8 protein-coding genes are annotated in these 12,801 nt (G+C 51.0%); all 8 read right to left on the minus strand.

Annotated elements, in window-relative coordinates:
• Positions 1-2,175, minus strand: coding sequence for a right-handed parallel beta-helix repeat-containing protein (locus SH580_RS05565; protein WP_319834024.1), 2,175 nt, complete (start codon positions 2,173-2,175; stop codon positions 1-3).
• A gap of 147 nt (positions 2,176-2,322) precedes the next feature.
• Complete coding sequence (locus SH580_RS05570) at positions 2,323-3,000, minus strand: hypothetical protein (protein ID WP_319834025.1); 678 nt, start codon at positions 2,998-3,000, stop codon at positions 2,323-2,325.
• Between the two features lie 53 nt (positions 3,001-3,053).
• Positions 3,054-3,731, minus strand: coding sequence for a hypothetical protein (locus tag SH580_RS05575; protein ID WP_319834026.1), 678 nt, complete (start codon positions 3,729-3,731; stop codon positions 3,054-3,056).
• An 18-nt stretch (positions 3,732-3,749) separates the two neighbouring features.
• Positions 3,750-7,406 carry a hypothetical protein gene (locus SH580_RS05580; protein ID WP_319834027.1) on the minus strand — a complete coding sequence of 1,219 codons (3,657 nt, stop codon included), beginning with the start codon at positions 7,404-7,406 and terminating at the stop codon, positions 3,750-3,752.
• A 217-nt stretch (positions 7,407-7,623) separates the two neighbouring features.
• A complete protein-coding gene (locus tag SH580_RS05585) occupies positions 7,624-8,310 on the minus strand; it encodes a hypothetical protein (RefSeq protein ID WP_319834028.1) in 687 nt (228 codons plus the stop codon).
• A 9-nt stretch (positions 8,311-8,319) separates the two neighbouring features.
• Positions 8,320-11,871, minus strand: a complete 3,552-nt coding sequence (locus tag SH580_RS05590; protein WP_319834029.1) for a hypothetical protein — start codon at positions 11,869-11,871, stop codon at positions 8,320-8,322.
• 263 nt (positions 11,872-12,134) lie between these two features.
• Positions 12,135-12,263, minus strand: coding sequence for an entericidin A/B family lipoprotein (locus SH580_RS05595; RefSeq protein ID WP_319834030.1), 129 nt, complete (start codon positions 12,261-12,263; stop codon positions 12,135-12,137).
• A 28-nt stretch (positions 12,264-12,291) separates the two neighbouring features.
• Complete coding sequence (locus tag SH580_RS05600) at positions 12,292-12,465, minus strand: DUF1328 domain-containing protein (RefSeq protein ID WP_308948515.1); 174 nt, start codon at positions 12,463-12,465, stop codon at positions 12,292-12,294.
• Positions 12,466-12,801: the final 336 nt, after the last annotated feature.

A 12,801-nucleotide genomic window follows, 5' to 3' on the forward strand; every position in this document is an offset into this window, starting at 1 on the left:
TTAATTCGGAATGAGCCCGACCTTTGATGTATCAAAAGAAGGGATCCCCATTGGGATGGCCGGCGAATCCGGACGCAGGCGGAAATCCCCCTCAGCAGGGTTCACGAAGAGCGGGTCAACCGCGAGGCTATGCGTATCGACGCCGTCCTGCTGTTGCTGCTTCAGAAAATCCCGGCCATGGCTCGGATCTGCCGCGTTGTAGTAAATGTTATAATCGGTCTCGGCATCCTTCGAACGCGCCAGTTCCCGCCCGCGCCGGTCTTCGCTAGCGCCTTCATTCTTCGGGCCGAGCTCGTGAATAAAGACTGTGTCCTCCCCAGAGGAATAAAAGATATTTCGCTGAATGCTGGCCCCTGTCATCGGGCCTTCGCGAACGGAGAGGTAGTAACCGCGCGGCGGTGCAATCACATCGGCGATGATATTGTTTTCGCAGCGGTTATTCAGTTTCAGCATAATGCCTTGCGAAGTGCATTTATATATCAGGTTCCCCGTGATCAAGGTATCCATCTGCCCCCCGTCGGTGCGGATGGCGCACTGCATGATCATTGGCGTCACCAGGTGATGGATGTAATTTTCACGAATCACATTGCCCGCGCCGGCGCCCCGAATGTAGATCGCATTGCCGTCGCCCATTCGCTCCATGGCATGATGTATCTCATTACGTTCGATCTGGTTATCATGCGAATGCAGAAACGGGCGCACGTCCTCCAAGCTGGCCTGCTTGAAAGATTTCGAACTGCCGCCAATCTCATGCCAGCGAATCGTGCGGGTCAACTCGCGCCCGCCCTTGCCGAAAAACTCCGTCATGCAGCCCGAAAGAATGATCGCGGTATAGGGCGTGTGATGCACCAAATTGTGGGCCACGCGGTTCTCACCACTTTGCCAAATGAAGATACCGGGCGAGTGCCAGTAGATCTGCCCGACATGGTGAATGTGATTATTAAAAACTAGATTGTTTCGGTTCACGTCCTTCGTGCCTGGCCCGTAGCCCGCCAGTAGCACTCCGGAGCCACCCATCTGCTCGATATGATTCCCCACGATCCGGTTATTCTGCCCGTGTAAATCGACACGGATCGCACCGCTGCCACTGTGTAGGAAGTGGCACTGCTCAATCGCACAATCCTCGGTTCCGCGAAAGCGCACCAGTGCGTTGGCCTTATCCAAAAAATCCCAGTCATGCTGCAAGCCCGCATCATTCTCGTCGATTTGATACCGTTCACCGTGCTTAAAGGTCAGTCCGACGAAACGGAGATTACGAACGGGCAGGTCTTGCGGGCCATCCTTGTCCACCTGCCCCTCCACGCGGATCAATTCCGTCAACTGCGGCGCGACGACGGCAGAATCATTGCGCCGCCATACATACACTTTACCGGCTTCGGTATCCAAAACCCACTCCCCCGGCTGGTCGAGAGCCTCGAACACATTCTCCACCCAGCAAGATTCGATCTTTTCCGACTGCAGAAACTTCAAGGGATTCATCAAATAGGTCGCATCCACAGAGGTGTGCACACTCTGTGTGGCTTCATCGATCGATGCGACCGGCAGAATATTCATGATCCATGCATGATGCGGACGAACCACGATCTCTGCGTCTTTATAATTCGACCAGTTTTTAAAGTCCGCGGCGGGCAAAACCACTCGATTACGGGAGCCTCCTACGCGGGGGATAAAGCCCTCCGATTGCGCACGAGGAAGCATCCCCTCCACATCGTAGAGCGTCCGAAAGCTTCCGGACACCTCCGCCACCCATACATTTCCCACGGCTGCCTCCGGCAGGCCGGGTATCGTAGCGGTGACTTTTTTCCAGTCCTCGACTACCTTGCCCGAGCTAAACACAGGCTCCTCCCCCGGGTAGGCGGCATAGGTGATGCGCGTGTCCGCATCGCCCGAATCCTCCAATCCGAAAACCAGCGTCTCACTCAGAGCATACCAGCCGCCACGAATCGAAACCAGGATGTCCTGAGCGGGCTCGCTCTGCTTCAGTGCGCGGACGGCCTGCTTCGCTTGAGACAAGCTGGCAAAGGGGCCATCGGTGCCGTCGGCATTCGGCTGGGCCAAGCGCCCCGACCACCGGTCCGAGCCCGCATTGGACACATAAAAATCAGCGCTCGTTCCCGCCTCTAAGCGAGCGAACAGCAACAATGCGATACATATGAGATATTTCAGGTGTTTCATGGGGATCCAACAGATGGCCAGAGCCCCACAATAAAGCAGTGCTCTTAAAGGATCATTATAGCAGCTAACCGACGACTCGCATACCACGCATACGCATTAATTTCAAATGCGCCCCTTATACTAGTGCCGCCCCATACAACGAAATGCCTACAAATCCTTAATCTGCACTGCAAAGTATTTCATGCTAGTGCGCCCCGCAGGCGCATAACAAATCAGCACGGTTCTACGGTCAGGTAAGACTCTCCATCCCTGCTGAATCATCCAGCGCCTCTTATCATCATCGTCAGGTCGAATATAATCGATTTTAACATCTAAAAACTCGCCTCGGTGTTGCGCCATCCGAACAACATGCAGATCCTCCGCGCCCACTTCGATCTGCGTCTCACCAAAGGTTCCCAGCAGACGATTTGGACTGCGATTAATAAATAGGAAGTCGCTCTCGCCAAAGAAATGCGTGTCGGCATTCACCGCGTAAGCCTCCACCGGCAAGCGCTCATTCCCTGCGGCCTCTACGACGACGATCAGGCATTTTTCCCAATCCTGATTGACGGTGACCGTGGGCAAGCCACTTGCGAGTGTCGCTCCCTCAGCGATCTGCGTCGGAGAGAAAACGATCTCGATCGCTTCTCCGCTGGTGTCCAGATCTAAGTCGTCACCAAAATCCAGCGCCGCATTCACCTCTCCCAGCAATTGATTCTCCACATACATATAGATGGACGAAGGTGCCGTCTGCTGTGGATTATAGTACAGGATTCGAGCGACTGTCGCTTGCGCCGATAAAGCGACACATAAAAATAACGCCCAATAAACTAAAGTTTTCATCATATCAATCGCTCCCAAGCCGGCAAAGATTCTTAAACCTATGCCGCATACTTCATTTACATATTCTTCACCTGCGTCGCAAAGTACTTCATGCTCTTACGTCCCTCGGGCACATAGCAAAAGACCAAGGTTCTACGATCCGACAAAATTCGCCAGCCTTGGTAAATCATCCATCGCCGTTTCTTTTGACCGTCAGGCCTGACATAGTCCAGTTTGACATCTAAAAACTCTCCCTGGTAGGCCGCCATTTTAGCGATATGCATTTTACGCGGTGCCACTCGGATCTGTTCCTCCCCAAAGGTTCCGCCCACCAGATTGGGGGTCAAATTCATGAATAAAAAATCACCGTTCCCGAAATGGTTCTCATTCGCGTTAATAGCGATGGCCTTAATCGGTAGTAAGGAGCTCTGCTGGCTCTCGACGACTACGATCAAAAACTTCTCCCAGCCCTTTCGAACATTCACAGCGGGCAAACCTTCGGGAAGCGCCTCTCCTTCTTCCAGTAATCGAGGAGAGAAGATGAGTTTCAAGACACCGCGACCTTGCTCAAATTCGATGTCCTGACCAAACTGAAAGCTAGGCAAGTCGATCTGACTGTGGAACTGATCATCGACGTACAAGTAAACCGTATCGGGTGCACTCGCAGGCTTATTGTAATACAAAATCCGCCCCACACGCCCCTGTGCGGATAAGCACACACACAACAGAAGCAGTAAACTAAGCAAAGTTTTCATAATGTATCTAATATTCGGCTAGAGCTCATCTTCGGTTAACCAACGAAATGCAACAATCTCGAATTTGCGACCAAAAGCCTCATTGGCATCGCTTAAGTCTACGAAATCATCCTTCTCATTGCTGGGGTCCACATACTCCGCCGTCCTTTTAACAATAGCTTCGCACCACGCTTCGGCAACAACATTGCCGCGCAGATCCTTGGTGGCTCCATAGCTGCGCACCGTAAAGCTATCGTCACGCACGCTCAAAACCGGTGCGATGGGCCGCAAAATATCGGCTTGGCGCGTCCAACCAGGCGTGCCATAGGCCACATGCCCTTCCGCCGCTTTGGGAAATTCATAATAACTCTCATGATCCGAGAACTGACGAGCTAGATATTTGGGATATTGCACTTCCACTCCATCTTGATCGATATACGACTCCATCTCATCTACTGGGAATACTGAAAGAATTTCACTGTAGGGATTTTTACTGTTGCCCACTCCATAGTCCGCCAAGGCCATCAAAGCCGATTCCACGGCACCGGCTAGCGCCAAGTCATCATCTTCAGATAACTGCCGGTTGATAAATTCCGACAAGGATAAAAATGGACCTCTCAACTTCACTTGCTTCACAATTTCCTCCGCCAAGGCATCCAACTGTGTATCCGTCCACTCCAAGGGCTGTGCCAGCAGCTGTGCATCGTTACCAGAGGAGAACTCGTCGCCCGTCACGCTGGTCCGCGACACAGGGGCATCGGCGTATTCAGGGCCCAAATCCATTTCCCAACTTCCGAGGTTTTCAGTATCAATTGTTTGGTGCGGCACCCGCCCGTCTTTAACATTACGTAGCAGCGCCTTCCAGGCATCCACGGAAGTCGAATTGACATTGAACATCCCCTTCACTTCCAGATCCGCCGCGACACTGGCCCATGAATTGGCTGAATTTTTATAAGTATCTTCGACATATTCTTCCGCGGCCTCTTCGGATAATAAGAATGCGGGCACATAAGCTGCATTCTTCAATTCTCCCTCCCCAGTCAGAAAGTCTTTCAACACCGCATCAATTTCACGCCCCGCAACGATATTGGCCGAAAACGGTTGCAATTCCGGCGAGATGGAGGAGACGAACCAATCATCAAACATGATATGGTTAAAGACATAGCTATGATCGTAGCCATCCTGACCTGCTATCTGAATTTCATCCTTCTGAATGAAAGGGGTTGCATGGCTATTGCCCAAGGCATTGGCCACCCTGGGCACATGAGGGTTAATATAAGCCGGATCAAAATGCTGTAATTCACAAATGGAGAGCAAGGCTTGTGTCGGCAGTTCTGCCGTCACCCAGCGCGCAAGCCCACTTTCCGATGCGAATGAGGTACCGACAAAACCACTGACATCAGTGCCCGCAGCCAAGTCGTCATTATAATTCAAGATGTTAGGGTCGACCTGACCGTTCAAGCGATCGATTTTCCACTCGTAGGATGACTTCTCAATCCCCTCCCCGGAGGTCAGCCAGGGCGGCAGAATCAGCTTGTTATTAATGTACCCCTTACTCGCCGCATAGGTATCAAACAAATTCCGCTTCGTCAGGGCCATCGACAAGAAAGGTTCAAATTTCTCCTCATCGTAAGTAACTTCATCTAATCTCACCTTCAGAGTTCTTTCATTCTCCGAGAGGTTAATCGGCGATTTCTCATCAATCAGACTTGAATCATCAGAAACATGATAGGTTAAGTGCCTGGAATAGGCAACTCTCTGGCTATTATTCCTCAACCACCCCGAGACAAATCCAGAATGCTCAAAACGCTGCCATTTTACCTCATACGTTTGGTCGCCCGCATAACCATTTTCAGGTATCGGTGTCTTATCCTTGAGGCTATTACGAAGCTTTGTAAAATAGGGCACGTCAGACATGCCCGCATTAATACTAACGACCCCAAATCCTGAAGTAATGCCAGTGATTCCAGGTCGCCCAATGATTCGAGACTCACCGGGTTTCCACTTCTTATCCGCTAAAGTTGACGGCTTAGGTTTTATATTCCAGCGATTCTGATTTCCATTCTCAGCATTCATCCCCATCAACAACGGCAACTTCCAGGGGGTAATCGTTTCAGAATCAATCTCGAAACTAAGTCGCACCGGAAAGTCAACCTCTCCCCCCTTGTGTGCAAGCTGTAGAAGATCTTCATTATAACCACTGGAATCGATTGCCACATTATATGGATTATAATAAGTCACACTGGGACTCACACCTACCAAAGGCACATACGTAGGCCCGGCCTCATCTCCCTCATCTCCCTCATCTCCCTCCTCCGAGATCACCTCTTGCGATGCCAAACTCAAAACAGTCTGCCAGCGCACAATCATGGGCTCAACGATCGAAAACCGCTCGCCAGTTGCAACGGTATTCCCTCCGGCATTCAGCCCTAATGAATTGTAGAAATTATAATAAGGATTCCCATTCGCATCCTGCTGAAGGTTTTTGTATAACGACGCAAAGTCAGCGAGACTGTTCCAGGTCATCGAGACCTGTCGATCCGTCCCCCAACCGTAAATTAGAGCACTGTTGCCAGAAACATCCCACTTCAGGGCTGCCTCATTTGTCTCTCCGGGGGCCAGATTGAAGGTCGAGAAAGTAATCTCGTCTTCATCCTCACTCTCCCCCGAACCGGAGACGGGCGTGCCCCAGGGCACCCGATAGTCGGGATTGGCATCGATAAAATTATGGTCTAAACTCTGCCATTTTTCACCGAAAAGCGAGAGGTCACGCTTCCATCCGCCTGTCGCGGCATTGGTCAGCAAGCCTCTGGAATAATGCGTCAGTGAATGATAATTTTGCTGCGCAATTTCGCCCACGTCGGTCGAGCCGGACGCATCGATCAGCTTGAATGAGGAAAATGTGACGAGCCGATTCAGTTCATCACTATCCGGAATGCCAAATACCTCCGCGTCGTAGTGGGCATTGGAATTTAGACGATTCGCCCATTGCTCGAATGCATCTGCGTCCGGAAGCGGCTCGGCTTGCTCAATCAAGGCCTTCGTATTCAGCCCCTGCACCCACCAAGCATATACAGCCTCATCGGCAATGTCCGTAGGCACGACATGCACTTCATGCTCTTTCGCATAGTCAGGATCTGAACTGTCGACACCGACGCTGGCGTCCCCTAACAAGGTGACTGTATTGACCGTCTCCTGCACGCTGGGCGGTGTTTCCGCAGAATACCCCGACACCGCACTGGAGACGAGCCACCCCAGAAAACGTCCGCTCTCGGGGCTGCCTGCATTGTAATCTTCTTTTTTAATTTCGTAATTTGGCGCGATCGGTTTGCCGCCGTTCTCGATATCATGGTCCAGCCCTTCCCAAGAGCGCCAGACACCAGTCACATGAGGAATCGCGCCCGAACTGTCGACAACAGTGCTCGCAGGGGCGGTGATCCGAGTATCGGCCCCCGTCGTTTGCTGTAACTTACCGATCGCCAGATTTAACGAGAGTAGAGCCACTTGCTCCGCTTTCATCTGCTGCACCGTTTGATCCGCTCCAGCCAACTCGACCCTCACCAACGCGCTGATCGAAAGCAATAAAAGCACAACAAAAGCCATCAAACTCAAGGCTATGACCAAAGCAAAGCCCTCGCAGTTCAGACGAAGAATGCGACACTTGGGCACGGGCAACCTGTGTGTAGAAAATTTCAAAAGGGATAAAATAATTGAGGGAATTAATTAAATACATCGATGCATGACGCATCATAAAATGACTGAATCAAGGTATAGATTTATCTACCCTAGCACAATTACGCATACGCGTGACTGAAAAGTCAAAAAAACGCAAATAAAACTGCTGAGTCCTCCGAACCGCCTGCGGGTTTAAACGTCGAAGTGATGCTCGCTAACTGGCGCACCAATACCTCCCTCATAAATTATGCACGGGCGCACTGTAATAAGTAACCGAGCCAGAGCCAGGAGCTGAATAGACAAATATCAAGACCCGCTTGGTCGAACTCTGACGCCATGCCTGCCGAATAAAAGTATAAGGCTTTCCAATTGCGGGATCCACGCGATCCAGACGCACTTGATAACTCTGCTTAGGCTTGGCCGCATCACTCACCACTTTGATCGAATGGGATGCCAGGTCCAGTTTCTGATTGCCCACATTTCCAACGATCCGGTAATCCGTAAAGTTGATAAACATTCGATCTCCGGGCCCAAATGTTTCGTCGTTCGCCTTGATCACTTTAAATCTCACGGGAAACACTGGATTTCGAGGATTCGCAAAGGCCAGTATCAAAACCTTATCATAGTCAGCAGGCACCTCCAGTGAAGGCGCTGCGACAGGAAACTCTTGCCCCTCTTGCAGCTTCGTTCCGAGAAAACGTAAGGTGATTGCCCCATCCTCAAGGTTGAAGCTCTTCGAAAAATTATTTCGCTTCAAGTCCACCTCAACTGATTGCGTCGCGCTCTGATAGATGTGAACGGACTGAGGCGCATTCTTAGGAGCCTTAAAGTAAAGCACTTGAGCGCTTCGACCGAACAGCGAAGAAATGCCTCCAAAGAGAAGTATCGCTGCGAGGAGATGAAAAGTACAGGCGCTGAATTTCATGATAGTTGATCAAATTTCATCTTCTGTAAGCCACCGAAACGACACAATTTCAAAACGCCGGCCAAAGCGTCGATTCGCAGCCGACAGCCCGACCTGCTCGGTGGATGCATTCGTCGCATCGACGTAAGCCGCCCTGCGCTGTACCACTGCTTCACACCAAACCTTGGAACGTTCGTCTCCAGTGATCGGGTCCTGACTGGCGCCATAGGCACGAATGAGGAAGGTATCATCTCTCGCAGAAATGACTGGAGCAAGCGACCGAAGCACATCCGCCTGCCGGACCCAGCCTGGCGTGCCGTACGCAGCATAGGCGGACGCGCCCGAAGCATTGCCGACAGCAGCTTCTTTAAATTCATAAATACTCGCGGCATCCGAAGGGAGCTCTGCCTGCTGTGGGTATTGGCTCTGAATCTCCCAGAACGGATTTTTAGCATTGTTGCCCAGCTCCGCCAAAGCAATCAAAGCGGACTCAATCGCACCGGCAAAAGCCAGCTCCTTGTCCGAATCAAGTCTTCGATTCACGAATTCCGAGAGCGAAAGAAACGGCCCGCGAGCTTTCACTTGCTTCACAATTTCAATCGCCAAGGCCTCCATCTGTGCATCCGTCATATTCAAGTGAGTTGCGACCACAGCCACATCAGGGTTTGATGCTGAGAGCGGGTCCCCGGCGACGGACGTGCGGGTAATTGGTGTGAGCGAATCTGTGGACGCGGACGTATCTAATACAAGACTCCACTCGTCGGGCTCGGAACTCAGCCCGCCGACCGCAGGATCGCCGACCTCTGCGTATGGCACACTCGCTTCACGTAAATTCCTGAGAACGGCAGTCCACGCCTCCACCGAAGTCGAGTTGACATTAAACATCCCCTCAACCTCCAACTGCGAAGCCACCGTGCGCCAGGCATCCTCTTGAGCCAATACATCCACTGCGACCGCACTGGCCTCGGCATCATCCGAATAGACCACGGCAGGCTGGTAGGCGCTGTTTCGCAGTGCCTCCGCCTGCGTCAAATGTTGCGTATAAACTTCCTCTAGTGAGCGATCCAAAGTTGTGGTATATCCATCATAATCCGGCGTAATCGATGAAAGGAACCAATCGTCAAACAGCACGTGATTGCTGGCATAACTGTGATCGTAACTCGCGAGATGAATCGCGCTGTTATGAATTTGATCAGGCGCGATATATGGCGAGGCATGGCTATTGCCGATCGCATTAAATACGCGTGGAGGCACAGGATTTCTAAAACTGATATCGAAGTGCTGCAACTCGCCTAGCGACAACAAGGGTTGAGTTGGCAATTCTGCGATAATCCAACGATTCAAGCCATATTGCGCCTGAAACGAGGTGCCAACATAGCCACTGTGATCATTACCATAAGACAATAAATCGTCCGTTTGGGGCATATACGCATCGCCCCAGTCATTCGGTGCAAAAATCTCCCATGCGAACGGGCAATCTTCTACACTTAAAGCTTGCGCCAACCCCACTCCAGGTTGGATGGGCTTGGTATTCATGTAGCCTTTGGTGTGAAGTTTTGTCTGACTCCCCGAGCCGTCGCCCCATGGATCTGTCTCATTGATCAGTGTGCGCAAACCGACCGAGACAACAAGAAAGGGACTGTCCTCCGTCTCTGCGCTCCCCAAGGTCTCATCGTCATTGACCAAATCTGGCAACGGAATTTTCTCCTCTGCCGTATTCAGTGAATTAGCCAAAGTGATATTGACAAAGTCGTCCCGCACACTCTCCCCATCAGGTGTCGTCCCGGTCCTGGAATGAGTATACTTCACACGTGCAGATAATGCGTTGTCAGCACCTCCATCCATATATTCCCAACGGTAAGAAAATTCATCCTCAGCCAGCCCGATTACCGCCGATGGAGTCGTGTCTAGATTAATCACCAGACTGCCATCGATACTGAAGCCTGGATCCGTATGCATCCAATTCCAACTATAATTCTCGGCACTGATACCTGGCTTACCATACACACGCGATTCTCCGGGCTTCCAAGTATGATCTGAGCTCTCCGTTTGATTCGGAAGCAATCGAAAAGTCGATGAAGCGCCCGTCCCGCTAATCATTTTTTGTATATTAACCTTAAGATCCTTCTGCTCCCCCACAGTTGCATATAAATTAATGGGAAAGGTTTCGTCCTCGAATCGAAATTCAGACAAAATTTTCGACTCGATTGCCACATTATATGGATTCCACATCGTGATCGCAGGCTTAAACAGGAAACGAGGTCGATAGAGTGCATTCCCCTCAGCGTCGGTAGAAGTCGTCTTGATCGCATCATAGCCAAAAGCGAAGTGGGCCCGTGCAAAGATCGGCAAGATGCTGATCCAGTCACTGTTATTTGTAACAACCGCATCGAAATAAGGTTCGCCAGAAGCTTCGTTGGTCTGAACTTTTTTATAAAGCGAAACAAAATCCATCAAGGCATGCCAACTCATAGAAATACCATCGCTCGTCACCCATGGATAAATCGACGCATCCTCAGGATAATCCCTCAACCGCAAAGAAGCACTTAACTCCTCGGTAAAGGGCTTGGCGGTAAACACAGGTAATTCGGTAAGCGGCAGACTAGCAGTATTCCATTGCTCCGCCATCAAAGAGAGGTCTCGTCGCCAACCACCAGTCGCAGTGTTGGAAAGTAAACCACGCGAGATACTCGTCAAATCATGAAAATACTGCTGTGATAACTGCGCTCCTGAAGAAGTCTGTAAATCAAAACTTCGCTGCGAAGCGAGACGCCCCAGCGTAGCATCATCCTCCAAGCCAAACACCTCTGGGTCCGCCCGACCATGCGATACGAGGCGACGACTCCACCCGGCCACGTCGCTGGGATCTTGGCTCTCTTTGACCAGTGCCTTACGGTTGATCCCCGATATCCACCACGCAAAACTTGCCTGGCCGTTGTCGAACTGTGTCGGGCGCAGATGCACCTCGACATCGGCCGCCGTCTCTTCGCGATTGGAGATCGGATCTTCGCCGGGGAGCACACTGCCTGCGCTCAGCAGAGGCACCGTTTGATTCGCCCCACTGGTCACTTCAACCAGGCTCGGTAAAGTCTCCGCATCATAAGTCGACGTATCGGCCGGATCATACACAGTAGAGACTAACCAACTCAGGAAACGCCCCTCATTGGAGGCGGCAACTTCACTGTTCAGGTTGCCTGCTTCCAGCTTGGCATCATAATTTGGCGCGATCGGCAGCCCCTCCGCCTCATGATCGCTCCCCTCCCAGGAACGCCACACACCTGTCAACTGCTGCGGCCCATTCACACCGGCAAGCGCTTCGGCCGGAGCGGTCACCCGCTGGTCGAGACCAGCGGATTGTTGCAACTGACCGATCGCCAGATTCAACGAAAGTATTGCCGCTTGTTCGGCTTCCATACGATTCATATGTGCACTCGAACTCGTTTGCTCTACTCGTATCAAAGCACTGACCGAAAGCAACAGCACCACCACAAAGGCCATCAAACTCAGTGCAATGACCAATGCAAAGCCCTCGCAAGCCACATGGGCATGCCCCCCAACATAGCGACAACGGGGAGCCAACATTCTCTTTGTAAACAAATTCAAATGATCAAGATATAGGGAGGGGAAACTAAACAGAGGTAAATGTCTATAAATCGCAGAATCGACTGTCCTACGAAAAAACAACGTAACCTTTTACAAATTTACCCGTCTAAACACAATCACGTGTATACATGACTACCGAGGCCTGAATCGCCGACCACACAGTTAACGCGTGCAATCGAGACAGTAAAAAGGCGGGGCACTGGCCCCGCCTTTCTGAAATCCTCGATTAACTGTATTGCCTATTAATTTGACGCATCCTGCATGCTTTCGCCGGCGTCTTCAATATCTTCGCCGAGGCCATCGATTGTATTACAAGCGGTCATAGTGATAAGCACACTGAACACTGCGAGTAGGCTGAATAATTTTTTCATAAGTTTGTTTCTCTAGTATTGTTAATGATTACATAGGTTTCTTGCCTCGAACCGCCCCGGCAACCGCAGAGACAATTAAGAGCACAAGGAAGACGAAGAAGAGGATTTTAGCAATACCTGCAGCTGCGCCAGCCACACCACCGAAGCCGAGCACGGCTGCAATGATGGCGATGATAAGGAATGTGAGTGACCATGATAACATAATGTATGCCTTTCTTTTTTATGATTTAGCTACGTGATGTAGTAGAGGACTTACTTATAGAAGCTTCCATGCCAACTCCACCCACTAGAACCATAAGGACATCCACAACAACTACTTAAGTATAAATAAGAAAAACCCAACAGCCCCTAAAAACCGCACTTTGCACGCCACGGACAACAGATACATTGCAGCGTGCACGACTCAATCGCCCCCGTCTAAACGTGATGATTCGGCACAAAACATAGAGCCCAAAATCTAAGTACGGATTGAACGAACCCGCGATCCCCGGACAAAGCGCCTACAATATCATGCAAACTGCATCTTAATACCGACCGA

This window comes from Coraliomargarita algicola, assembly GCF_033878955.1.
GTDB classification, from domain to species: Bacteria; Verrucomicrobiota; Verrucomicrobiia; order Opitutales; family Coraliomargaritaceae; genus Thalassobacterium; species Thalassobacterium algicola.